Source organism: Saccharopolyspora hordei, assembly GCF_013410345.1.
Taxonomy (GTDB): domain Bacteria; phylum Actinomycetota; class Actinomycetes; order Mycobacteriales; family Pseudonocardiaceae; genus Saccharopolyspora; species Saccharopolyspora hordei.
In genome coordinates this window covers 2,795,842-2,819,422 of the sequence record NZ_JACCFJ010000001.1, presented here as the reverse complement: position 1 = coordinate 2,819,422, position 23,581 = coordinate 2,795,842, and the positions used below count along the sequence as shown (strand labels likewise).

The window sequence follows — 23,581 nt, the reverse complement described above, 5'->3', positions numbered from 1 at the left end:
AGGACGGTCAGGAGCTGGGCGAGCCGGTGGTGCTGCGGACGACGAGGCGGGGTTGCAGGAGGTGGCGGACCGGCTCGGCGCGGCTGCCGCGGACGCGTTGCAGCAGCGCCTCGGCGGCGAGCCTGCCCATCTCGCGCCGCGGCTGGTCGATCGTGGTGAGCCCGATGCGCGCGAGCCCCGCCAGCGAGGTGTTGTCGTAGCCGACGACCGAAACGTCGTGCGGCACCCGCAAACCGGCCTCGTCGAGCGCCGAGATCACGCCGACCGCGTTGACGTCGTTGGCGGCGACGATCGCGGTGGGCAGCGGGTCGAACCGCTCCAGCAGCTGCCCGGCGGCCTTGGCGCCGGCGCTGTCGGTGTACTCGCTGCTCAGCACCACGGGTTCCAGGCCGTGCTTGCGCATCGCCGCGACGTAGCCGCGCTTGCGGACCGCGGCCTGCGAGCCGCGGCCGCCGTCGAGGTGCACGATCCGCCGGTGCCCCAGCTCGACGAGGTGGTCCACCGCCACCGCCGCACCGTGCTTGCCGTCGTCGTTGACCGTGTCCACTGAGGACAACCTGCTCTCCCGGGCCACGAGGACGACGGGCGCCTTCTCCGCGGCGGCGGCGATGCCGGACGCGGGCACGACCGGACCGAGCAGCACGAGACCGGCGGGCCGGAACGACAGCAGGCTCTCGACGGCCGCGCGCTCGCGCGTGGCGCTGCGGCCGCCGGTGTTGATGATCAGTTCGAAGCCCTCACTGCGGGCGAACGCCTCCACCCCGTCGACGATCTCGGCGAAGAACGGGTTGTGCAGGTCGGACACCATCACGCCGAGCAGCGTCGACGTGCGCGAGGCGAGCGACCGCGCCACTGCGTGCGGCGAGTAGCCGAGCTCCTCCGCGGCCCGCAGCACCGCTTCCCTGCGCTCCTGGCTCACCTTCGGTGAACCGCGCATGACCAGGGAGACCAGCGCACGGGAAACCCCGGCGCGGGCCGCGACGTCCTCCATGGTTGGCCGCACCGTGCGGACCTCCTCGGGGAACAGGGGGTTGACACCGATGTGAAGGAGCTTACAGCATTGGAGCGCTCCAACGGTTAGAGCGCTCTAACGCCCCACCCCCAGACGAAACGAGGCCGTAGCCGAGATGAAGATCGGAGTAGCCGGGGTCGGCCGGATCGGTTCCATGCACGCCGCGAACCTCGCCGCCCTGACCGACGTGGACCAGCTGGTGCTGTACGACCCGGTGCCCGGACGGGCGGCCGAGGCCGCCGCCGCGCTCGGGGGCGCGGCCGCGGCCGTCGAGGCGGTCGACACCGTGGACGACCTGGTCGCCGCCGACGGCGTGCTGGTCGCCACGCCCACCGACACCCACCCCGACGTGGTGCGCCGGGCGATCGCCGCCGGGACACCGGTGCTCTGCGAGAAGCCGCTCGCCCCCGACCTGTCCTCGACGGAGGCGCTGGTCGACGAGATCGAGGCGTCCGGGGTGCCGGTGCTGGTCGGCTTCCAGCGCCGGTTCGACCCGGCGACCGCCGAGCTGCACCGCCGGTTGCGCTCCGGCGAGGCCGGGTCCGTCTACCTGGTGCGCGCGGTGTGCAACGACCACCTGCCGCCGCCGAAGGAGTTCGTGGCCACCTCCGGCGGGCTGTTCCGCGACTGCCTCATCCACGACCTCGACGCGGTGCCGTGGCTGGTCGGCGACCGGGTCACCGAGGTCTACGCCTCGGGCTCGGTGCTGGTCGACCAGGCGTTCGCCGACGCCGGTGACGTGGACAACGCGGTCGTGACGCTGCGCTTCGCCGGCGGCGCGCACGCCCTGCTGTCGGCGTCCCGGCACGACCCGGTCGGCTACGACTGCCGCCTGGAGGTCTTCACCAGCCGGGACTCGCTGGCCACCGGCGTGGACGCGCGCACCCCGCTGCGCTCGCTGGAGAACGACGGCCCGAGCCCCGAGCAGCCGTGGGAGTCGTTCACCGACCGCTACCACGACGCCTACGTCCGGGAGACCGAGGTGTTCCTCGACGTCATCGCGGGTCGGGTCGCCAACCCGTCGCCGCCGCGGGAGAGCCTCGTCAGCCTCCGGCTGGCGTTGGCGTGCGAGGAATCAGCCCGCTCCGGCGGGCCGGTGTCACTGGAGGTGCCCGCATGACCGAGTTCAAGATCGCCGCAGCCCCGATCTCCTGGGGCGTGTGCGAGGTCCCGGGATGGGGCCGCGTGCTGGAGCCCGACCACGTGCTCGGCGAGATGGCCGAGCTGGGGCTGCGGGCCACCGAGCTGGGACCGCCCGGCTACCTGCCGGACCCGCAGGCCGACCTGGCCCGCCACGGCCTGGACCTGGTCGGCGGTTTCCTCGCGGTGCCGCTGCACGACGAGGCCACCGCGCAGCGCAACGTCGACGCCGCCTCCGAGGCGGCGGCCCGGATGGGGCGCTGCGGCGGCGAGGTGGTGGTGCTGGCCGCCGCCACCGGCCTGGACGGCTACGACGAGCGGCCCGCGCTCAGCGACGCGGAGTGGCGCACGCTCATCGAGACCTCCGGGCGCGTCGCGGAGGTCGTCGCCGAGCACGGGCTGCGGACGGTGCTGCACCCGCACGTCGGCACCCACGTGGAGACCGAGGCGGAGGTGGAGCGGTTCGTCGCGGACTCGCCGATGCCGCTGTGCCTGGACACCGGCCACCTGCTCATCGGCGGCACCGACCCGGTCGCGCTGGCGCAGCGGTACCCGGACCGGATCGGGCACATCCACCTCAAGGACGTGCGCGCCGACCTCGCCGAGCGGGTCCGCGCCGGGGAGGTCCCGTTCGCCTCCGCCGTCGCGCAGGGCCTGTTCGTCCCGCTCGGCGACGGCGACGTCGACACCGAGGCGATGGTCCGCGCGGTGCACCGGGCCGGGTACGCGGGCTGGTACGTGCTCGAGCAGGACACCGCGCTCGACGAGCGGTCACCCGTCGACGTGCCCCGCCGGGACACCGAGCGCAGCCTGGCCTACCTGGACCGCGTGTTCTCCCGGCTGCGGGAGCTCCAGCCGGACCGCGTGTGATCAGGACACGTCGTGCGGCGGACGTGGTGGCCCGGTGGTCTCGCGGACCACGAGCTGGGCGGGCGTGACGACCTCGGCCGGCTCGACGGTGCCCTCGGTGCGCAGGATGGCGCGTTCCACGGCGGCGGCTGCCAGGCTGGCGGCGTCCTGGCTGACCGAGGTCAGCTGGATCGAGGCCAGGGCCGCCATCTTGGTGTCGTCGTAGCCGACGACCGACACGTCGCCGGGGACGGCCACCCCGCCGCCGCGCAGGGTGAGCAGGAGGCCGATCGCGATCATGTCGTTGTGCGCGAGGACCGCGGTCGGCACCTGCTCCCGCCCGGCGAGCATCCTGGTCGCGACCTCGACCCCGGACTCCTCGGTGGGGCGGCCGGGGATCACCCGGGCGCGCTGGTCGAGGCCGTGCTCGGCCATCGCGTCGAGGTAGGCCGCCCGCCTGGTCGAGCTCATGGTCATCGCGCCGCCGTCGACGTAGGCGATGTCGGTGTGCCCCAGCTCGACGAGGTGCGCGACGGCGTCGGCGACGCCCTGGTGCTCGTGCGAGCGCAGCGAGTCGACGCCGTCCACGCGCAGGTCGGAGCCGATCGTGACCACCGAGGCCCGGGTCGCCAGGTCGGCCAGCTGCTCCTCGCCGAGCTCCGGGCTGACCAGGACCAGCGTCTCGCACCGGTCCCGCAGCAGGTCGTCGATCGCCTCCGGTTCCGAGCGGCTCGACGTCGTGGCGCTGAGCACGAGCCCGTAGCCGCGGGCGTCGGCGGCGCGGTAGAGGTGCTCGATCACCTCGGCGTGGAAGGTCTGGCCGACCGAGAAGGTCACGCCGAGCAGGCGGGACTTCTGCTCGCGGAGCAGCCGGGCGCGCTGGTCGGGCCGGTACCCGAGACGGTCGGCGACCGCGAGGACGTGCGCCCGGGTCTTCTCCGAGACCCCGCGCTCCCCGCGCAGCGCCACCGATGCCGAGGCGACCGAGGTGCCCGCGGCCCTCGCCACGTCCACGATCGTCGTGCGCCCGTTCTTCCTCGCCACGCGAACCCACCTCTCCGACGCCGTTGGCCTGCCCCGACAACTGGGCCGCCACTTTGTCTTGACATAAGCACGAGCCCTGCATAGTGTTCGTGGCCACAGACTACCGGAACGTTCTGGTCACCCTGTGCAGCCGTTCCCGGCAGCGACCGCGTGCCGCGGCCGCCCCGGTGATCCACCTTCTGAACAGGCCTTCCGGCACCGACCAGGCGGTCCAGCGACGCAGGAGGAAGCGCACGCGATGTCGAAGGAACGACTGTCCGTAGCGGTCATCGGCGCCGGCATGGCCGGGCGCAGTCACGCCGCCGGCTACCGCCAGGTCAACACCGTCTTCGGCGACGGTCTCCCGCCGATCCGGCTCGCCGCGATCGCCGACGCCAACACCGAGCTGGCGACCGACGCCGCCCGCCGCTACGGCTACGAGAAGGCCGTGGCCAGCTGGGAGGAGATCGTCGACGACCCGTCGATCGACGCCGTCAGCATCGTCGTCGGCAACCACCTGCACCGCCCGATCGCCGAGGCCCTGATCCGCGCGGGCAAGCACGTGCTGTGCGAGAAACCGCTGGCGGGCTCGCTGACCGACGCCGAGGCGATGGTGGCGGCCGAACAGACCGCCGAGGTGGTGACGGCGGTGGGCTACACCTTCCGCCGCTCCCCCGCGATCTCCGCGATCCGCGACCACGTGCGGCGCGGCGAGCTGGGCGAGCTGTCCCTGTTCAGCGGCCGCTACTGGTGCGACTACGCCACCGACCCCCGCAGCCCGCTGAGCTGGCGGTTCAAGGGCGGCCCCGGCAGCGGGGCGCTCGGCGACATCGGCGCCCACGTCATCGACGTCGCCGAGCACGTCTGCGGACCGATCACCTCGGTCTCCGGTGGCGCGCTGTCCACGCAGGTCCCGAAGCGCCCGCTGCCGCTGGGGCCGGTCGTCGGGCACGGCGCGGCACCGGTCAGCGACGAGGTCGGCGAGGTGGAGAACGAGGACACCGCCGTCTTCACGGCGCGGTTCCAGTCCGGGTTGACCGGGTCGTTCTCGGTGTCCCGCACCGCCTTCGGCCTGCCCAACGGTCTCGCCTTCGACGTCTGCGGGCTCTCCGGCCGCGCGGCGTTCGACTGGCACCGGCCCGCCGAGTACCTCTTCGACGACACCCAGCCCGAAGCCCGCACGCGCGGCGCCCGGCAGGTCATCGCCGGGCCGCAGCTGCCCTACTTCGCCGGCGGCTACCCGATGGAGGCGCCCGGCGTCGGCGGTGGCAACGCCGAGATGTTCGTCTACCAGTGCCGCGCGTTCCTCGACGAGGTCACCGGAGCCCCCGACCCGCTGCCCGCCTGCGCCACGTTCGCCGACGCCCTGCACACCATGCGGGTCACGCACGCGGTCGTGCGGTCCGCGGAGCGCGGCGGCGCCGCAGTCGACGTCCACTGACACCCCGCCCCCACTCGACGAGAGGTCTCACCATGCCGCTCAAGCTCGGTGCCTACACCGCCTGCCTGCACGACCGACCGCTGGCGGACGCCCTCGACTTCCTCGCCGACAACGGCCTGACCTCGGTGGAGGTCAACACCGGTGGCTTCCTCCCCGCCCCGCACTGCCCGGTGGACCTGCTGCTGGCCTCCGCTGACGCCCGCCGCGACTACCTCGCGCTGTTCACCTCGCGCGGCATGGAGCTGACCGCGTTGAACTGCAACGGCAACCCGCTCAACCCGCTGCCGGGCGTCGGCCCGAAGCACGCCGAGGACCTGCGGCGCACCATCCGGCTCGCGGGTCTGCTCGGGGTCCGCACCGTGGTGACCATGTCGGGCACTCCCGGCTCGGACCCCGACGCGAAGTACCCGTCGTGGGTGGTCAACCCGTGGGACGGCGTGTACATGGACGTCCTGGACTACCAGTGGGGTGTGGCCGCGGAGTTCTGGTCGGAGATCGACGCGCTGGCCCGCGCGCACGACGTGCGGGTCGCCATCGAGATGCACCCGCACAACCTGGTCTTCTCCCCCGTCACGCTGAAGAAGCTGGTGGAGCTGGTCGGCGCCACCAACCTGGGCGCCGAGATGGACCCCTCGCACCTGATGTGGCAGGGCATGGACGTGGTGGCCTGCATCCGCGACTTGGGTCCGCTGGTGTTCCACGCCGCGGCCAAGGACGCGATGGTCTGCCCCGGCGTCGACGTGCGCGGCGTGCTCGACACGTCCTTCTCGCGGGTGCCCGCTGACGCACCCGGCAAGGTCCCCACCGGGATCGGGTTCTGGTGCAACGCCTGGCCCGAGGACCCGGCGTGGAAGTTCGTCGCGGTCGGCATCGGTCACGACACCGCGTACTGGACCGAGTTCCTCGCTGCCCTGGCGGAGGTCGACCCGGACCTGGCCGTCAACATCGAGCACGAGGACGCCGACTACTCCCAGACCGAGGGGCTCGCGCTCGCCGCCCGGAACCTGCACGCCGCCGCGGCTGGCCTGCGCTCCGCGGTCGGGTGAGGCCGGTGGCCCAACCCCGGGCCGCCGGCGGTCGGCACCGGACCGTCCACTGAGAACAGGAAACACCGAAACCCCCAACGACGGAGGATCGCCCCGATGAGCAGCACCCGAACTCCACGAAGACAACCGGCAGCGCCCGAGACCCCCGGCCCGCACCGCAGGCGCTTGGGGTTGGTCGCCTTCGTCGCCACCTTCGGCGGGCTGCTGTTCGGCTACGACACGGGCGTCATCAACGGCGCGCTGGACCCGATGAAGGCCGACCTGGGGCTCACCCCCGTCACCGAGGGCTTCGTGGTGAGCATCCTGATCTTCGGTGCGGCGATCGGGGCGGCGGTCGGCGGGCGGCTCGCCGACCGCTACGGCCGACGGCACAACGTCCTGGTGCTCGCCGGGATCTTCATCGTCGGCACGGTGGGCTGCGCCCTGGCACCGACCTGGCAGGTGCTCGCGGCGTTCCGCTTCGTCCTCGGCTTCGCCGTCGGTGGTGCCTCCACCACGGTGCCGGTCTACCTCGCCGAGGTCGCACCCGCGGAGCGGCGCGGCAGCCTGGTGACCCGCAACGAGGTCATGATCGTGTCCGGCCAGTTCGCGGCCTTCCTGATCAACGCGCTGATCATCAACCTCTGGGGCGAGCACACGTCGGTGTGGCGCGCCATGCTCGTGGTCGCCGTGCTGCCCGCGATCGCGCTGCTGCTCGGCATGCTGCGGCTGCCGGAGAGCCCGCGCTGGCTGGCTTCCCGGGGCCGCGACGACGAGGCGCTCGCGGTGCTCAAGCAGGTCCGGCCGCCGGAACGCGCCGAGGCCGAGATGGCCGAGGTCCGCGCGCTCGCCGAGGAGGACCGGCGCTCGCAGACCGGCGGCTGGGCCGACCTGGCCGTGCCGTGGATCCGGCGGCTGGTGGTCATCGGCGCGATCCTCGGCATCTTCCAGCAGCTCACCGGCATCAACTCGATCATGTACTACGGGACGCAGCTGCTGCAGACCGCGGGTTTCTCCAGCAACGGCGCGGTCATCGCCAACACCGCCAACGGCCTGTTCAGCGTGCTCGGCGTCAGCGTGGGCATCGCGCTGATCAACAAGATCGACCGGCGCGTCATGCTGATCGGCGGCTTCGCGCTGATCGCCGCGTTCCACGTCCTGGTGGGTGCCTCGTCGCTGCTCCTGCCGGAGAGCCCGACCAAGCCCTACGTCATCCTGCTGTTCGTGGTGGCCTTCGTGTTCTCCATGCAGGGCACCCTCGGGCCGCTGGTGTGGCTGATGCTGTCGGAGATCTTCCCGCTGGGGATCCGCAGCTTCGCCATGGGCGTGTCCGTGTTCACGCTGTGGATGGCCAACGCGGGCGTCACCTTCGGCTTCCCGCCGACGGTCGCGGCCGTGGGCATCGCCCCGACGTTCTTCATCTTCGCCGCCATCGGCGTGCTGGGCATCGTCTTCACCCTCACGCAGGTGCCGGAGACGCGGGGCAAGACCCTGGAGGAGTTCGAAGCCGAGGTCCGCACCCGGTACAGCTGAAGCGAGGTCTTCGACTCCCTCGACTGCTTCGGGCTCCATCGCAGAGCGGTGGAGCCCGAAACCTCCTGTTGCAGGGATGTTTCTGATGCCTACCCCTCCTGGAGCCACCTCTCCGCGAAGCGATCGGTTCTCAGCACACATCACTCGTTGCGCGGAAGCGGCGTAGCGCAAGGGAAAGTAGGGTCCTCCACTGGTGTCGATCATGTGAGTGCTGCTCGTTCCAGTAGGCCCACAGGGGGAACCTTGCGCAAGTCGGCAGAAGACGTCCTGGAGGACCTCGCCCGAAGCTCGAACATCTCGCTCCACTCCAATGACGAACTCGTTCGTGCCGTCGCCCGAGCCGCAACGGCGGCTGACAAGGAACGAGCGAAGAAGAAGGCCGAGGCGAAGAAGCCGAAGAACGAGGACACCGCTCTGCGGCGGAAACCCGAACTGCTTCCCATACGTGCGTGGAACGAGCGCGCCATCCCGCTGACGCCGTGGGATGTGCTGCACACGCTCGGACGCGCCATCGCCCTGTCAAGACGAGGAGCAGCACGCGGACTGGCCGAGCACTGGGGCGCGCTGAAGTACAGCCAAGCGTTGACAGACGACATGAGCAGGTTCATGAAGCTGTCGGTCGAGGGGAAGTCGAGCACGTCCCAGCGCTACAAGGCGATCCAGTCGAACGAACTCGGCATCGGATTCGCCCTGGCGATCGCGGAGCGGGTGCTGTCACACCGGTACCCCGATCGCGTCGTCTCGATCGTGCCCGCGGACACCGCACTCAGAGCCGGTTGGGCCCTGACGAGCAAGGAGAAGGGCACGAGGATCAAGTACTCCTACCGCCCGCAGTTCTTCGCCGAAGTGTGGAAACCGGGAGAGCCTTCGCTCGTGGTGCCGGTGGCGTGCAAAGGAAGCCACAGCAACACCGCTTACTGCTCCCGGCAACTCGCCTCCGCCTCTGCGCACGTCGAAGCAGTGCACATCGGGCCGTGGAACGAAACACCCGCTCTCATCTTCAGCACGACCCTGCCCTCGGACAAGGACAGGCATGTGACCGTGCACGCGCTCCGCGCTGGAGGGAACGGCGGCTGGCTGAGCGCTCCTCGGGGCACGGGTCCAGGTGTGGACACCCCGCTCGAAGATGTCAACCAGCCGCCGAACATCACGGTTCCCGCCAGAGGTGGTGAACCTCCACGCTCGGACCTCGGCTTCCACATCACGAAGAAGCAGTTCGACTGGTTCGCCCGGGTGGTCGCCCGCACTGACGCAGCGGGACTCACAGCCTTCGCAGGTCACGGCAACGCAACCGCCCAGTACCTCACCAAGCGCCAAGGCAAGGAGTACTTCGAGACCGATTTCGAGCACGCAGCCGCGCAGAGCGTGCAGGACGCGGAACAAGACTTGCTCGGCATCTGCTTCTCCGGCACCGACCACATCTTCCGCCTCAACGGTCCCCGTGTTGAGGCTTTCTCCGGCGTGGCGCGCGACCTGCTCGGCCACCTCGTGCGGGGTGAGGTGGCGGAGTACCGTCGCAAGACCTACCGTCGCCGCACCAAGTGGCCCCACACGACCTGGGACGACGATTGGGGTGGCCCGGTGTCGATCCACCCAGACGGGTCCGTTCTCGCCATGCGACTGCTCCCGGAAGGTGGGGAAGTCGTTCGACGGCGCAGGCCAGCGAGGACACCGATCAGCGCTACTGCCCCGGCTCCATAGCACTCGAACGGCGACGGGAACAGCTCAGCCGGGCTGCTGTGCACCGATGACGGACAGCAGTTCCAGCTTGTCGTAGCTCTCGCTGCCCGGAGTGGCCGTGTAGACGAGCAGGCAGTGCGCCTGCTCCGGGTCGACCAGCCGCTGGCAGGAGAGCTGCAGGGCGCCCACCTCCGGGTGCACGAAGCGCTTGACCTCGCGCGGGCGCACCCCGACCTCGCACTGCTCCCACACGCACCGGAACTCCTCGCTCTGCGCCGGGAGCAGCTCGGCGAGGGTCGCCGCGCGGGAGTCCGGGCCGCGCAGGGCGAGGACCTCGCGCAGCCCCGACGCGTACATCCGGCTGAGGAACGGGTGCTCGTCGGGCGCGTAGCGCTCCCGCGCGGCGGGGTCGGTGAACCACCGGTACCCCGCGCTGCGCGCCGGCCCGGTGTACCTGGTCAGGTCGCCGACGAGCGCGACGCTCATCGGGGTCTGCCGCAGCGTCTCCCCCAGCTCGGTCACGATCTCCGCGGGGGTGTCGTGGAGCCGGTCGAGGACGCGGAGCAGCCCGGGGCTGACGTGCTCGCTGGTCCCGCCGCGCGCGGGCGGGTTCTGTCCCGCGAGGCGGAAGAGGTGGTCGCGCTCGTCGAGCGAGAGGTGCAGTCCCTGCGCGATCGAGGCGAGCATCTCGTGCGACGGCCTCGGACCCCGTGCCTGCTCGAGCCGCGAGTAGTAGTCGGTGGACATGTGGCACAGCCCGGCGACCTCCTCACGGCGCAGTCCCCTGGCCCTCCGGCGGGGGCCGCGCGGCAGGCCCACGTCCTCGGGTTGCAACGCCTCCCGACGGTTGCGCAGGAACTCCGCCAACCCGGCGCGATCGATCACGGCCCCTCCCCCGTCTCGCGGTCCTGCCACGGTTCTACTCCTCCCGCGCCACGCGAACCGCGGACCGGCGGTCCCACCCTCCGCTCCGAGCGGGGGATCAGGAGTCCCTGGACGGCCGCCGCGGTGCAGGTGACAGTGGACTCCCGACCGAGGAGGAGCAGGACGATGCGACGCGACGTCACCGACATCACGATCCCCGACCTGACCGGGAGGCGCGCGCTCGTCACCGGCGCCAGCGACGGGATGGGACTGCGGATCGCCGAACGGCTCGCAGCCGCCGGCGCCGAGGTGATCATGCCGGTGCGCAACACCGGCAAGGGCGAGGACGCGATCGCGCGGATCCGCCAGAACGTCCCGGGCGCTCGCGTTTCCCTGCGCAGCCTGGACCTGTCCTCGTTGGACTCGGTCGCCGCCCTCGGTGGCGTGCTCCGCTCGGAGGGACGCCCGCTCCACCTCCTCGTCGGCAACGCCGGGGTGATGACGCCGCCGCACCGGCAGACCACCGCAGACGGCTTCGAGCTGCAGTTCGGCACCAACCACCTCGGCCACTTCGCGCTCGTCGCCCACCTCCTCCCACTGCTGCGGGCGGGCCGCGCCCGCGTGACGTCGCAGATCAGCGTCGCCGCGCGCCGCGGCACCATCAACTGGGACGACCTGCACTGGGAACGCCGCTACCACGGGCGACGCGCCTACCGCCAGTCCAAGATCGCGTTCGGTCTGTTCGCCCTCGAACTGGACCGCCGCAGCCGCGCCCACGGGTGGGGCATCACGAGCAACCTCGCGCACCCCGGTGTCGCCCCCACCAGCCTCCTCGCCGCCCGCCCCGAACTCGGCCGCAGCACGGACACCCCGACCGTCCGCCTGGTCCGGCTGCTCTCGGAGCGGGGGATCCTGCTGGGCACCGTCGACTCCGCGACGTTGCCCGCGCTCGTGGCCGCCACCGACCCCGCAGCCGGCGGCGGCGTGCTCCACGGGCCGAGCGGCCCCGGCCACCTCGGCGGCCCGCCCGCCGAGCAGGAGCTGTACCCGCCGCTCCGCAGGACCGAGGACGCCGCGCGGATCTGGGAGGTCTCCGAACGGCTCACCGGGACCGAGTTCCCCACCACCTGACCACCGGGGCGGCGACATCGTTCGGGGTCCACGGCCGGGTGCCGCTGCCGCCGGCGGTGTTGCTGATCCCCTGGCGCTCTCCACCGTCCACGTGATCCAGACGGACCGCTACGCGGCCGTCTCCCTGGTAGTGCTCGCCGTGCTGGCACAATCGCGTGCCTGTGACTCCCCAGCGGATCCTGGAACTCGAAGCGCGCACCCGTTGCGAAGCGGACGCCTTGGTGGCCGAGCTGGGGCTGGAGGCGACGCTGTCGGCGATCGGCTCGCCGACCCGGGTGGGCAGCTCGGCGCTCGGTGTGATGGTGCGCCGCGATGTCGACATCACCGTGACCTGTTCCGAGCTCGACCGGGAAACCCACGCGGCCGTGAGCCGCCTCGGCGCGGAACTGGCTCTCCACGAGCAGGTGCGCGAGGTGCGGTTCCGCGACGACACCGGCCGGTGGAACACCGACCCGAAGTACCCGGACGGCCTGTACCTGCACGTCCGCTGCCGGGACACCGCGGACCGCGAGTGGACGCTCGACATCTGGTTCGTCGACGAACCGGAACGTCAACCGGACCTGGCGCACCTGCGCTCGCTGGCCCCTCGGTTGGACGATGCGGCGCGCGCCGCGATCGTGACGATCAAGCACGAGCTGGCGACCCGGCCGGAGGACCCGATCGCCAGCTACGAGGTCTACCGAGCGGTGCTCGACCACGGCGTGCGGACGCCCGAGGACTTCGACGCGTGGCGGCAGCGCGGCTGACCCGCCGTGACCGGGTGGGCACGACGTCGGCGAAGCAGTCCCACACCGTTGCGCAAGGACATCGCGCACCCTCCCGGCGCGGTGCCTGCCTCCACACCCCGCGGTGTGTCGGGACCCACGGCTCCGGGGCGGGCGGGGGCGCATGGCAGACTGCCCTGCGATGCACACCCCGTCCGACCTCGCCGACCTGCTCGAATGCGAGCACCGCAGCATCCTCAAGCAGGCCTTGGCGGCCGGACTGCCCGGTGCGCCGCGCCCGAGCTCCGAGCCCGACCGGCTGGCCGTCAAGCACGGGCACGCGCACGAGGCGGCCGCGCTGGAACGGCTGCGCGGTGAGCACGGGACCGTGGTGGAGATCGACGAGCGCGATCCGGTCGCCGCGGCGAAGGTCACCGAGGAAGCGCTCCGGGCGGGTGCTCCGGTGGTCTACCAGGCCGTCTTCCACGACGGCGAGTTCTCCGGCCGGGCCGACTTCCTGGTCCGCGACGACCTCGGCCGCTACGAGGTCCACGACTCGAAGCTCGCGCGGCACGCCAAGCCGTCCGCGGTCGTGCAGCTCACCGCCTACGCCGACGCGTTGCGTCGCGCCGGGTGGCCGGCCGGGCCGGAGATGCACCTGCTGCTCGGTGACGGCAGCACGCGCAGCCTGCGCGTGGACGACTTCCTACCGCTGCTCGAGCGCCTGCGCGACCGACTTCGCACGCGGCCGCCGCGGTTGCCGGAACGTCTGTGGGGCGACGAGCGTCCCGCCTGCTCCAGCTGCGGTTTCGCCGACCACTGCGCGTCCGCGCGTGCCGCGGACCGGGACCTCTCGCTGGTCGCGGGAATCCGCGGCGAGCAGCGACGGAAGCTCGCCGCGGCCGGGCTCGGCACCATCGACGCGCTCGCCGCTGCCGAGCCGTCCGACCGGCCGCGCGACATGTCCGCGGGCACGTTCGCGTCCCTGCGCGCGCAGGCCGCGATCCAGGTGCGGCAGGAGCGGACCGGGAAGCCGGCGTACGAGGTCGTCGACCCGTCGGCGCTGGCCGAGCTGCCGCCGCCGAGCCCGGGCGACGTCTTCGTCGACATGGAAGGCGACCCGTACGCCCTCGGCGGCACCGGCTTGGAGTACCTGTTCGGAGCTGTCACGCGCGACGCGGGTTTCACGCCGTTCTGGGCGCACTCCCGCGCGCAGGAGAAACGCGCCTTCGAGGAGTTCATCGACTTCGCCACCGCCCAGCTGGACGCCGATCCCGACGCGCACCTCTTCCACTACGCGCCGTACGAGGTCACGGCCGTCAAGCGGCTCGCCGCGGTGCACGGCACGCGCGAGGAAGCCGTGGACGAGCTGCTGCGCAGCGGGCGGGTGGTCGACCTGTACGCCGTGGTGCGCAAGGCCCTGCGCGTCGGCGGGAGGTCCTACTCCATCAAGCACCTCGAACCGCTGTACATGCCCGAGGCGCGCGCCGGGGACGTGACGACGGCCGTGTCGAGCATCGAGGCCTACGAGGACTACCTGACGCTCCGCGAGGCCGGGGACCTCGACGGCGCCGACGAGGTGCTGCGCGGCATCGCCGACTACAACGAGTACGACTGCGTGTCCACCCAGCGACTGCTGGAGTTCCTGCACCGCGTCCGCGAGGAGGAGGGCATCGAGCTCGCCGCCCCACCAGAGGAGTCCGATGTGGACGCGCTGGTGCGGCGGGCCGAGGAGGACGAGGCCGCGCTGCGCCGGGCCGAACGCGCTGCCGAGGTGGCGGCGCTCGTCGAGCCCCTGCTGGCGGGGTTGCCCGACGACCCGGTCGACTTCACCCCGGACGACCACGCTCGCGCGCTGCTCGCCGCCTCCGTCGGCTACCACAAGCGCGAGACCAACCCGGCGTGGTGGGAGTTCTTCCGGCAGCTCGCCGCACCGCTCACCGACCTCGAAGCGGACTCGACCTGCGCTGTGCCGGTGTCGGTGTCCGCGGGCGACTGGGTGCCGCCGTCGGGCCGGCAGCGCACGGCCAAGCGCACTCTCGTGGTGGCCTGCGACCCGGACCGTCCGCACCCGTTCACGGTCGGCGACAGCGTGCGGTTGCGCTACGGCTCCGAGGCCCGGGACGCGAAGGTCGTGGCGGCGTCCGCGGTCGAGCTCACGCTGGAGGAGAGCTGCGCCCCGGACAGCACGTCGGACGACCAGCCGCTCGCGGTCCTGCCGGGTGCCCCGGTGCGGCCCGCGCCGAAGGACGAGGCCGTGGCCGACCTGGCGCGGCTCGTCGGCGAGACGCTCCCGGAACTGCCTGCGCACCCCGGCGTGGACCTGCTGCGCCGGACCCCGCGGCTGCGCGGCGGCGGCCCGCTGCCCGCGGTCGGGGCTGACCCGGTGGCCACCGTGATCGAGGCGGTCGACCGGCTCGACGGGTCGGTGCTGGCCGTGCAGGGCCCACCCGGGGCGGGCAAGACCTACCTGGCGGGCAAGCTGATCGCGCACCTCGTGCGGTCCGGCCGCACGGTCGGCGTGACGTCCACCAGCCACAAGGCCGTGGAGAACGTGCTGTCCGCCGCCCTCGGCAACGCGCCCGCGATGGCGTGCGCGAAACGGCCGCGCCGCACGCCGGATCCCGAACTGCCGTGGGACCAGCCGAAGACGAACGGCGCGTTGGCCGCGTGGCGTCGCGAGCACGACGACGGGCACCTCGTCGGCGGCACCGCGTGGACCTTCGCCAACGCCGCGGTGCGCGAGGAACCGTTCGACGTGCTGGTGATCGACGAGGCCGGGCAGTTCGCGCTCGCCGACGCGCTGGCCGTGTCGACGTGCGCCACGAACCTGGTGCTGCTCGGCGATCCGCAGCAGCTGCCGCAGGTGGTGCAGGGCACGCACCCGGCGGGCGCGGACGCCTCCGCGCTGGGGCACCTGATCGGCGAGGCGGACATCATCCCGCCCCAGCTGGGCTACTTCCTCGACCAGACCCGGCGCATGCACCCGGAGGTGTGCGCACCGGTCTCCCGGCTGTCGTACGCGGGCCGGCTGCGCTCGCACCCGACCGCGCAGCGCTCGATCGACGGCTTCTCCCCCGGGCTGTACCTCGCGTCGGTGGAGCACAGCGGGAACACCACGCGGTCGGTCGAGGAAGCGGCGCAGGTCGTGTCGGTGATCGCGGACCTGCACGGCCGCACCTGGCAGGGCCGTCCGCTGACCGACGAGGACTTCCTCGTCGTGGCCCCGTACAACCTGCAGGCGCGGACCGTGGCGGGCACGTTGGCCGACGCCGGTTTCGGGGACGTGCGCGTCGGCACGGTGGACCGGTTCCAGGGCCAGGAGGCGCCGGTCGTGGTCACCACGATGACGTCCTCAGCGGCGATCGACCTGCCCCGCGGACTGGACTTCCTGCTGTCCCGGAACCGGTTGAACGTGGCGCTGTCGCGCGCGCAGTCGGTGGCCGTGCTGGTGTGCAGCCCACGACTGCTCGAGGCCGACATCCGGACGGTCGAGCAGATGCGGCTCGTCTCCGGGGTGCTCGGGCTCCTGCGGGACGCCCGCCCCTGGCCCGGCTCCACCGGGGTCCGGCCCTGACCGCCGTTCCGCCGGGGCCGGTGCTCCACGCCAGCGCGCCGGATCGTCCGTTCCGCTCTGGACCTGCCACCCCCGCAGCACGGCGCTAGCCGCGGCCGGAGCTCGATGCCGCGCGCCTCGTGCGCGGTGCGGTCGACGGTGGGCGAGGGGCTGAGGGCTTGCGCGGCGGTCGGGTGCTCCCCACCGGCTCGGCCTCGCGCTCGGTCCTCGCCTCCTGCTCCGGGATCTCGGGTTCCTCCCCCGAGTCACCAGACTCCGCGGTCTCCCCCTCCGACGACTCCGACTCGTCCTCGGCAGCGCCCGAGGAGTTCTCCTCCGGCGCACCGTCCTCTGCGGACTCTCCCTCCGCAGGCTCCGCCTCCTGGTCGGGAACCTCCGGCTCCTCCTCCGCCGACTCCCCCTCGTCCTCGGCGGACTCCGGTTCGTGCTCCTCGGGTTCCGGCTCCTCCTCGGTGAAGTCCTCGTCCGAGGCGGGGGCTTCCTCGTCCTCCGGTTCCGCAGGAGCGGAGCGCGGGGAGCGGATCTGCTCGGCGCGGGCGGAGAGGTCCTCACCGAGAGCCTCGATCTTGTTGCTCGCCGCGGCGATCGCCGCCGTCTTGGCCGCGTCCAGCAGGCGCCCGCGGACGACGTCGGTGAGCTCGCCGAGCTGGCCCGCCCCGACTCCCGTCGCCTTCGCCAGCAGCTCTGTCGGGTCGCCCATGCGCCGGCCGAGCATCATGCCGCCGACCACGAGCGCGAGCTTCATCCGACGGGTGCGGCCGAGCGCGTACCCGATGGCCACCGCCGTCGCGATCCGAGCTCCCTTCTTCATCGACGTCCTCCCCCGCTGGCGTGATGGCTTTGGCTGCGAAGCACGGCTTCCCGCCAGACCTACCCCCACGCGGGGGCGCCCACACCTCGCCCTCGCCGTGCGCAGCCGGGGGACGAAGGCCTCTTCCCACCGACGCCCGCGAGGACTAGGGCTGGAGGGGACCGGAGAACGCGCCTGCCGACGGTGCAGGAGTGAGGGGATCCAGCGATGGCCGACAGGGACGAGCGTTCCGAGGAGGGCCGCCACGACGGCGAGCTGGCGGAGGTCGAGGGACAGCAGGTGCCCGCGAGCGAGGACGGGGCCAAGGACGAGTACCCGGACGTCTACCTCAACATCCCCGTGGTGAAGGTCGACGAGATCGGCTTGGAGGTGGAGAACCTGCGCGCCCGGGTGTCCCTGCAGGCCGAGGTCCTCGACCTCCTCAAGCTCAACGTGGGCGTCGACGCCGAGCTCGGTCGCGTCGCGCTGCGCATCGCGGGCGTGGAGGCCCAGGCCGAGCTCAGGGTCCGCCTCGACAACGTCGCCAAGGTCCTCGACCGGGTCCTGACGACGATCGACCGCAACCCGCAGATCCTGGAAAACCTCACCAGCAGCCTGGGCCGGGCGGTGGAGGACGTCGGCGAGGGCGCGAGTTCCGCGGTGAAGGACGTCGGCGGAGGCGCGGGGTCGGCGGTCAAGGACGTCGGCTCCGGTGCCCGCAGCGCTGTGGAGGACGTCGGCGCTGGTGCTGGTGGTGCGGTGGAAAACGTGGGTGAAGGCGCGGGCTCTGCGGTGAAGGAGATCGGCTCCGGTGCTGGTGGTGCGGTCGAGAACGTCGGTGAAGGCGCCGGCTCGGCCGTGAAGGACGTCGGCGAGGGCGCGGGCGGCGCGGTCAAGGACGTCGGCGAGGGCACCGGCGGCGCCGTCAAGGACGTCGGCGAAGGCACCGGCGGCGCCGTCAAGGACGTCGGCGAAGGCGCGGGCTCGGCCGCCGAGGAAGTCGGATCGGGCGCCGGGAGCGCCGCCGAGAACGTCGGCGAGGGCGCCGGCGAAGCGGCCGAACAGGCGGGCAGCGCCGCCGAGAACGTCGGCGAGGGCGCCGGCGAAGCGGCCGAACAGGCGGGCAGCGCCGCCGAGAACGTCGGTGAAGGCGCCGGCGAAGCCGCCGAACAGGCGGGCAGCGCCGCCGGCCAGGCCGTCGAGGACGTCGGGGACACCGCCGCGGAGACCGGCAGGGGCGCGCGCGAGGCCGCCGGCGGCAGGGACTCGGGCGACGCGGGCGCGTCCGAGGAGGGGTCGGCCCGCAGGCGCCGCGCGGAACCCGAGCGCAGGACCCGCCGCACCAACCGGGACGCCTCCTCGCGACCGTCCAGGAGGGACCGACGCCAATGACTCCCGAGGAAGAACCGGACGTGACGTTCACCAGCACCGTGCGTGCCGAGGAGCTCACCTTCGACGAAGTCCCCGAGACCCACGTCGAGTTCACCGGGGACACCGATGACCGCTCCACCTCGGGCAGTGACCGCACCAACCTCCCGAGGCCGGTCGAACCCCACGTGACCTACCGCGACATCCGCGTCGACTACCGCATCGAGGCCTACCTGGACGAGGACGCGCCCGAGCCGTGAGGCCCGCGGGTGCCGCGGGCCTCGGCCCGGAAGGCCAGCGGGGTCCGCCCGTCGTGCCGGCGGAAGAACTTGCTGAAGTCGCTGGCGGAGGCGAACCCCAGGTGGCGCGCGACGTCCGCTGACGCGCGGTCGGTGTGCACCAGGAGACGCTTGGCCTCCAACACGATCCGAGCGTCCAAGTAGGACTTCGCCGAGCGCCCGGTGGCCGCCAGGGTCGCACGGGTGAGGGTCCGCGTGCTGTAGCCGAGGTCGGCGGCGTAGTCGGCTACCCGGTGCGTGCGCGTGAAGCCGCGTTCCACCGCGGCCCGGAAGCGCTCGAACGGGCCGTCCGCGGGCGTGGACGGCGGTGGTTCCGGACCCGCGTGGGCCAGCCGGACCAGCAGCACCGACAGCAGCATGCGCAGCGTGCTGTTGTGCGCTTCCAGCGTCATCGAACCCAGGTCGGCGTAGTCGGCGAGCAGGTGCCGCAGCGCCAGGTCGACCGGTTCGCGCGCCGACGGACCGGGCAGGACCGGGGACTGCGGGGTCGGCGGGTCGACGGTGACGAACCCCGGCCGCCAGATGACGATCGTGCCGCGTGAGCGCGACAGGGCGCCGTACTGGTGCACCTGGCCCGGCCGCACCCACAGGTAGCCGCCGGGCGGGATGACGTGCTGGGTGAAGTCGACGGTGTGCGCGAGCGCGGGCGCGTCGGCGTGCACGTGGATCAGGTGGTGGAAGTCCGGTCGCTGCGGCCCGGCCAGGTCGATGCCCCGGCGCCGGGCCCGCGAACGCAGCTCGGCGAAGTCGATGACGTCCATGCCGATCGGCGCGTTCACCCCGGGCCGGTAGGCCACGTCCGTGATCTCGGTCATCCGAAGCTGTCCGATCCTTCCCATCGCGTGTCGCGAGCGTACCCGCTCACCTGCGACATCGGGGCTTAGCGTGGACGAGGCAGCCCGAGGTGACCGAAAAGGGAGAACTGTGCGACTCGTCGTGGGGATGACCGGAGCGACCGGGGCGCCGCTCGGCGTGCGACTGCTCGAACAGCTCCGCGAACTGCCCGAGGTGGAGACCCACCTGGTGCTCAGCCGCTGGGCGCGGGCCACCGTGGAGCTGGAGACCGGGCTGAGCGTCAAGGAGGTCGGCAAGCTCGCCGACGTCGTGCACCACCCCGACGACCAGGGCGCGAGCATCTCGTCCGGCTCCTACCGCACCGACGGCATGGTGATCGTGCCCTGCTCGATGAAGACCCTCGCCGGCATCCGCGCCGGGTACGCCGACGGGCTGGTGGCGCGGGCCGCGGACGTCACGATCAAGGAGCGCCGTCCGCTGGTGGTCGTGCCGCGCGAGACGCCGCTGAGCGAGATCCACCTGGAGAACATGCTCGCGCTCTCGCGGATGGGCGTGCGGATCGTCCCGCCCATGCCGGCCTTCTACAACAACCCGACCTCGATCGCCGACGTCGTCGACCACATCACCGCCCGCGTGCTCGACCAGCTGGACCTGCCCGCCCCGGCCGCCCGGCGCTGGGAGGGCCTGCGCACCGCCAAGCTCGAGGTTTCCTGAGTCCCACGAAGGAGAGGCACATGGCCTACGACGACCTCCGGTCGTTCCTGGACACGCTGGACGCGGAGGGGCAGCTGCTGCGGATCAGTGACGAGGTGGCTCCCGAACCCGACCTGGCGGCGGCGGCCAACGCGGCCGGCCGCATCGGGGACGGCGCACCGGCGCTGTGGTTCGACAACGTCACGGGCTTCACCGACGCGCGGATTGCGATGAACGTGCACGGCTCGTGGCGCAACCACGCGCTGGCGCTGGGTCTGCCGAAAGAGACCTCCACCCGCGAGCAGGTCGAGGAGTTCGCCCGCCGCTGGGACGACTTCCCGGTCACCCCGGTCCGCCGCGAGGACGCGCCGTGGCGGGAGAACAGCGTCTCCGGCTCCGACGTCGACCTCTTCGACGTGCTGCCGCTGTTCCGGCTCAACGACGGTGACGGCGGCTTCTACCTGGACAAGGCCGCCGTGGTCTCCCGCGACCCGGACGCTCCGGAGGACTTCGACAAGCAGAACCTGGGCATCTACCGGATCGAGGTGATCGGCGAGGACCGCCTCGCGCTGCAACCGGTGCCGATGCACGACATCGCCCAGCACCTGCGCAAGGCCGAGGAGCGCGGCGAGGACCTGCCGGTGGCGATCACCCTCGGCAACGACCCGGTGGTGCCGATCGTCGCGGGCATGCCGATGGCCTACGACCAGTCGGAGTACGAGATGGCCGGTGCGCTGCGCGGTGAGCCGATGCCGATCGCGACCGCACCGCTGACCGGCTTCGACGTGCCGTGGGGCTCCGAAGTGGTCATCGAGGGCCGCATCGAGTCGCGGGTGCGGCAGATCGAAGGCCCGTTCGGCGAGTTCACCGGGCACTACTCCGGCGGCAGGCGGATGCCGGTGGTGCGCGTCGAGCGGATCTCCTACCGCACGAGGCCGATCTTCGAGTCGCTGTACCTCGGCATGCCGTGGACCGAGTGCGACTACCTGGTGGGCCCGAACACCTGCGTCCCGCTGCTCAAGCAGTTGCGCGCGGAGTTCCCCGAGGTCAAGGCCGTCAACGCGATGTACACCCACGGCCTGCTGGTGATCATCTCGACGGCCAAGCGCTACGGCGGCTTCGCCAAGGCGGTCGGCATGCGCGCGATGACCACGCCGCACGGCCTGGGCTACGTCAGCCAGGTCATCCTGGTCGACGAGGACGTGGACCCGTTCGACCTGCCGCAGGTGATGTGGGCGCAGTCGTCGAAGGTCAACCCGTCCGAGGACGTGGTGATCGTGCCGAACCTGTCGGTGGTGGCGCTGGCGCCGGCCTCCGAGCCCGCGGGCATCACCAGCAAGATGATCATCGACGCGACCACCCCGGTGGCGCCCGACGTGCGCGGCAACTTCGGCACCCCGACCAAGGACCTGCCCGAGACCGCCGAGTGGACGAACCGCTTGCGTTCCCTGCTGGCCGACCGATGACCACCCCTGTGCTGGGAGGACCCGTGCAGACGATCTGCCCCCGCTGCGCCGACCCGGAGATCCGCACCGTGACGACCTCGCCGGTGCCCGGCGCCTGGGAGGTGCGGCAGTGCCCGCGCTGCCTGTACATGTGGCGCACCACCGAGCCCGCCCGCCGCACCACCCGCGAGCACTACCCCGAGGAGTTCCGCCTCACCGCGGAGGACATCGACGGCGCCGCCGAGGTGCCCACCGTGCCGCCGCTGCGCCGGTGACCGCACCGCAGCGCCGCACCGTGTTAGCCGGGCCGCACTTCTGGGTAGGGCCAGGCAAGCCGTCGCCAACGTCGGCTCAGCGGACGCGAGGGAGGTGCCGTGGTGTCGGAACTGGTAGCGGACTTCGTCCTGCGCCGACTGCGGGAGTGGGGCGTCGAGCACGTCTTCTCCTACGCCGGTGACGGGATCAACGGCCTGCTGGCGGCGTGGGGACGAGCGGAGGACCGGCCGCGGTTCGTGCAGTCGCGGCACGAGGAACTGGCCGCGTTCGAGGCGGTCGGGTACGCGAAGTTCTCCGGGCGGGTCGGGGTGTGCGCGGCCACGTCCGGCCCGGGCGCGATCCACCTGCTCAACGGCCTCTACGACGCCAAGCTGGACCACGTCCCGGTGGTCGCGATCATCGGGCAGACCGCCCGCACCGCCATGGGCGGCTCCTACCAGCAGGAGATCGACCTGATGGCGCTCTACAAGGACGTCGCCTCCGAGTACCTGGAGATGGTGACGGTCCCGGAGCAGCTGCCCAACGTGCTGGACCGCGCGATGCGCACCGCGCAGGCGCGGCAGACGGTCACCGCGGTGATCATCCCCGGCGACGTGCAGGTGCTGGAGTACTCACCGCCCCAGCACGCGTTCAAGATGGTCCCCTCCAGCACGGGGATCTCCGGCGCCACGGTGCTGCCGGACGAGGACGCGCTGCGCGCCGCGGCCGACGTCCTCAACGCCGGCGAACGGGTCGCGATCATGATCGGCCAAGGCGCGCGGGACGCGGCCGACGAGGTGGTCGAGATCGCCGACCGGCTCGGCGCCGGCGTCGCCAAGGCGTTGCTGGGCAAGGACGTGCTGCCCGACGACCTGCCGTTCGTCACCGGCGCCGCGGGTCTGCTGGGGACGAAACCCTCGTACCAGCTCATGCGGGACTGCGACACGCTGCTGATGATCGGCTCCAGCTTCCCGTACAGCCAGTTCCTGCCGGAGTACGGCCAAGCGCGCGGGGTGCAGATCGACATCGACCCCGGTCTCATCGGCATGCGCTACCCCTTCGAGGTCAACCTCCTCGGCGACGCCAAGAGCACGCTGCAGGCGCTGTCACCGATGCTGGACCGCAAGGAGGACCGCTCCTGGCAGGAGACGGTCATGCGGAACGTGCGCGACTGGTGGGAGGTCATGGACCGCCGCGCCCACGTGGACGCCGAACCGCTCAACCCCGAGCGGGTCTTCCACGAGCTCTCCCCGCAACTGCCCGACGACGTCATCCTGACCGCGGATTCCGGTTCGGCGGCCAACTGGTACGCCCGGCACCTCAAGATCCGCCGGGGGATGCGGGGCTCGCTGTCGGGCACCCTGGCGACGATGGGCCCGGGCGCGCCCTACGCCACCGGCGCCAAGTTCGCCCACCCGGACCGGCCGGTGATCGCGCTCGTCGGCGACGGCGCGATGCAGATGAACGGTCTCAACGAGCTGATCACCATCGGGCAGTACTGGCAGGAGTGGTCGGACCCGCGGTTGATCGTCGCGGTGCTCAACAACGGCGACCTCAACCAGGTCACCTGGGAACTGCGCGCGATGAGCGGCGCCCCGCAGTTCATCCCGTCCCAGCGACTGCCTGACGTCGGCTACGCCGCCATCGCCGAGGAGCTCGGCCTGGGCAGCGCCAAGATCGACGCCCCGGACCAGGTGGCGGACGCGTGGCGACGCGCGTTGGCGGCCGACCGCCCCGTCGTGCTGGAGTTCGTCACCGACCCGTCGGTCCCGCCCATCCCACCGCGCGCCGACCTCGACCAGATGGAGAAGGTCACCAGCTCCCTGCTCAAGGGCGACCCGGAGGCCTGGTCGGTGGTCCGCGAGGGTGTGAAGGCCAAGATGCAGGAGTACCTGCCGGGCAAGCGCGACCGCTAGCACCCGGAGGAGATCGGGGGTGTTGCGGTCCAGCGTCTTTG

20 protein-coding genes are annotated in these 23,581 nt (G+C 72.1%); 15 read left to right on the top strand and 5 right to left on the bottom strand.

The window, feature by feature from the left end:
* Positions 1 to 7 precede the first annotated feature (7 nt).
* On the bottom strand, positions 8 to 991 hold the full coding sequence (locus tag HNR68_RS13130; protein WP_179724997.1) for a LacI family DNA-binding transcriptional regulator: 984 nt from the start codon (positions 989 to 991) through the stop codon (positions 8 to 10).
* Between the two features lie 136 nt (positions 992 to 1,127).
* Here HNR68_RS13130 and HNR68_RS13125 point away from each other — a divergent pair, with 136 nt between their 5' ends.
* Both HNR68_RS13125 and HNR68_RS13120 read left to right on the top strand, forming a co-directional pair.
* Positions 1,128 to 2,132, top strand: a complete 1,005-nt coding sequence (locus HNR68_RS13125; RefSeq protein WP_179720851.1) for a Gfo/Idh/MocA family protein — start codon at positions 1,128 to 1,130, stop codon at positions 2,130 to 2,132.
* Positions 2,129 to 3,022, top strand: a complete 894-nt coding sequence (locus HNR68_RS13120) for a TIM barrel protein (RefSeq protein WP_179720849.1) — start codon at positions 2,129 to 2,131, stop codon at positions 3,020 to 3,022. The genes HNR68_RS13125 and HNR68_RS13120 overlap by 4 nt, the downstream gene beginning before the upstream one ends.
* Here the strand turns inward: HNR68_RS13120 and HNR68_RS13115 are convergent, their stop codons facing one another.
* Positions 3,023 to 4,045 (bottom strand): substrate-binding domain-containing protein, encoded by a 1,023-nt coding sequence (locus HNR68_RS13115; protein WP_179720848.1) that lies wholly within the window; start codon positions 4,043 to 4,045, stop codon positions 3,023 to 3,025.
* A 238-nt stretch (positions 4,046 to 4,283) separates the two neighbouring features.
* Between HNR68_RS13115 and HNR68_RS13110 the strand changes: the two genes are divergently transcribed.
* The 4 genes from HNR68_RS13110 (at position 4,284) to HNR68_RS13095 (ending at position 9,724) form a co-directional block, all read left to right on the top strand.
* Positions 4,284 to 5,465 carry a Gfo/Idh/MocA family protein gene (locus HNR68_RS13110; protein ID WP_179720846.1) on the top strand — a complete coding sequence of 394 codons (1,182 nt, stop codon included), beginning with the start codon at positions 4,284 to 4,286 and terminating at the stop codon, positions 5,463 to 5,465.
* Between the two features lie 32 nt (positions 5,466 to 5,497).
* Positions 5,498 to 6,511 (top strand): sugar phosphate isomerase/epimerase family protein, encoded by a 1,014-nt coding sequence (locus tag HNR68_RS13105; protein WP_179720843.1) that lies wholly within the window; start codon positions 5,498 to 5,500, stop codon positions 6,509 to 6,511.
* A gap of 96 nt (positions 6,512 to 6,607) precedes the next feature.
* Positions 6,608 to 8,023, top strand: a complete 1,416-nt coding sequence (locus HNR68_RS13100) for a sugar porter family MFS transporter (RefSeq protein ID WP_179720841.1) — start codon at positions 6,608 to 6,610, stop codon at positions 8,021 to 8,023.
* A gap of 243 nt (positions 8,024 to 8,266) precedes the next feature.
* Complete coding sequence (locus HNR68_RS13095; protein WP_179720839.1) at positions 8,267 to 9,724, top strand: hypothetical protein; 1,458 nt, start codon at positions 8,267 to 8,269, stop codon at positions 9,722 to 9,724.
* Between the two features lie 24 nt (positions 9,725 to 9,748).
* On the opposite strand, the gene HNR68_RS13090 is transcribed toward HNR68_RS13095, so the two are convergent.
* Positions 9,749 to 10,588, bottom strand: coding sequence for an MmyB family transcriptional regulator (locus HNR68_RS13090; protein ID WP_179720837.1), 840 nt, complete (start codon positions 10,586 to 10,588; stop codon positions 9,749 to 9,751).
* Positions 10,589 to 10,753: 165 nt separating this feature from the next.
* Here HNR68_RS13090 and HNR68_RS13085 point away from each other — a divergent pair, with 165 nt between their 5' ends.
* From HNR68_RS13085 to HNR68_RS13075, 3 genes are all read left to right on the top strand, one after another.
* Positions 10,754 to 11,698, top strand: a complete 945-nt coding sequence (locus tag HNR68_RS13085) for an SDR family oxidoreductase (protein ID WP_179720835.1) — start codon at positions 10,754 to 10,756, stop codon at positions 11,696 to 11,698.
* A gap of 155 nt (positions 11,699 to 11,853) precedes the next feature.
* Positions 11,854 to 12,444 (top strand): hypothetical protein, encoded by a 591-nt coding sequence (locus HNR68_RS13080; protein WP_218888290.1) that lies wholly within the window; start codon positions 11,854 to 11,856, stop codon positions 12,442 to 12,444.
* Positions 12,445 to 12,604: 160 nt separating this feature from the next.
* Entirely contained in the window at positions 12,605 to 15,979 is a 3,375-nt protein-coding gene (locus tag HNR68_RS13075; protein ID WP_179720831.1) for a TM0106 family RecB-like putative nuclease, read from the top strand.
* Between the two features lie 85 nt (positions 15,980 to 16,064).
* On the opposite strand, the gene HNR68_RS13070 is transcribed toward HNR68_RS13075, so the two are convergent.
* On the bottom strand, positions 16,065 to 16,790 hold the full coding sequence (locus HNR68_RS13070) for a hypothetical protein (RefSeq protein ID WP_179720829.1): 726 nt from the start codon (positions 16,788 to 16,790) through the stop codon (positions 16,065 to 16,067).
* Positions 16,791 to 16,997: 207 nt separating this feature from the next.
* Between HNR68_RS13070 and HNR68_RS13065 the strand changes: the two genes are divergently transcribed.
* On the top strand, positions 16,998 to 18,161 hold the full coding sequence (locus HNR68_RS13065; RefSeq protein WP_179720826.1) for a putative sodium/potassium/calcium exchanger: 1,164 nt from the start codon (positions 16,998 to 17,000) through the stop codon (positions 18,159 to 18,161).
* The gene (locus HNR68_RS13060; protein ID WP_179720824.1) at positions 18,158 to 18,397 is read left to right on the top strand and encodes a hypothetical protein; all 240 of its coding nucleotides are present in this window, start codon (positions 18,158 to 18,160) and stop codon (positions 18,395 to 18,397) included. The genes HNR68_RS13065 and HNR68_RS13060 overlap by 4 nt, the downstream gene beginning before the upstream one ends.
* On the opposite strand, the gene HNR68_RS13055 is transcribed toward HNR68_RS13060, so the two are convergent.
* Positions 18,367 to 19,251 carry a helix-turn-helix domain-containing protein gene (locus HNR68_RS13055; protein ID WP_218888289.1) on the bottom strand — a complete coding sequence of 295 codons (885 nt, stop codon included), beginning with the start codon at positions 19,249 to 19,251 and terminating at the stop codon, positions 18,367 to 18,369. The genes HNR68_RS13060 and HNR68_RS13055 overlap by 31 nt on opposite strands.
* Positions 19,252 to 19,360: 109 nt before the next feature.
* Here HNR68_RS13055 and HNR68_RS13050 point away from each other — a divergent pair, with 109 nt between their 5' ends.
* The 4 genes from HNR68_RS13050 (at position 19,361) to HNR68_RS13035 (ending at position 23,540) form a co-directional block, all read left to right on the top strand.
* Complete coding sequence (locus tag HNR68_RS13050; protein WP_343050115.1) at positions 19,361 to 19,945, top strand: non-oxidative hydroxyarylic acid decarboxylases subunit B; 585 nt, start codon at positions 19,361 to 19,363, stop codon at positions 19,943 to 19,945.
* A 20-nt stretch (positions 19,946 to 19,965) separates the two neighbouring features.
* Positions 19,966 to 21,390 carry a non-oxidative hydroxyarylic acid decarboxylases subunit C gene (locus HNR68_RS13045; RefSeq protein WP_179720822.1) on the top strand — a complete coding sequence of 475 codons (1,425 nt, stop codon included), beginning with the start codon at positions 19,966 to 19,968 and terminating at the stop codon, positions 21,388 to 21,390.
* A gap of 23 nt (positions 21,391 to 21,413) precedes the next feature.
* On the top strand, positions 21,414 to 21,644 hold the full coding sequence (locus tag HNR68_RS13040; protein ID WP_246330442.1) for a non-oxidative hydroxyarylic acid decarboxylases subunit D: 231 nt from the start codon (positions 21,414 to 21,416) through the stop codon (positions 21,642 to 21,644).
* Positions 21,645 to 21,746: 102 nt separating this feature from the next.
* On the top strand, positions 21,747 to 23,540 hold the full coding sequence (locus HNR68_RS13035; protein ID WP_179720818.1) for a thiamine pyrophosphate-requiring protein: 1,794 nt from the start codon (positions 21,747 to 21,749) through the stop codon (positions 23,538 to 23,540).
* Positions 23,541 to 23,581 lie beyond the last annotated feature (41 nt).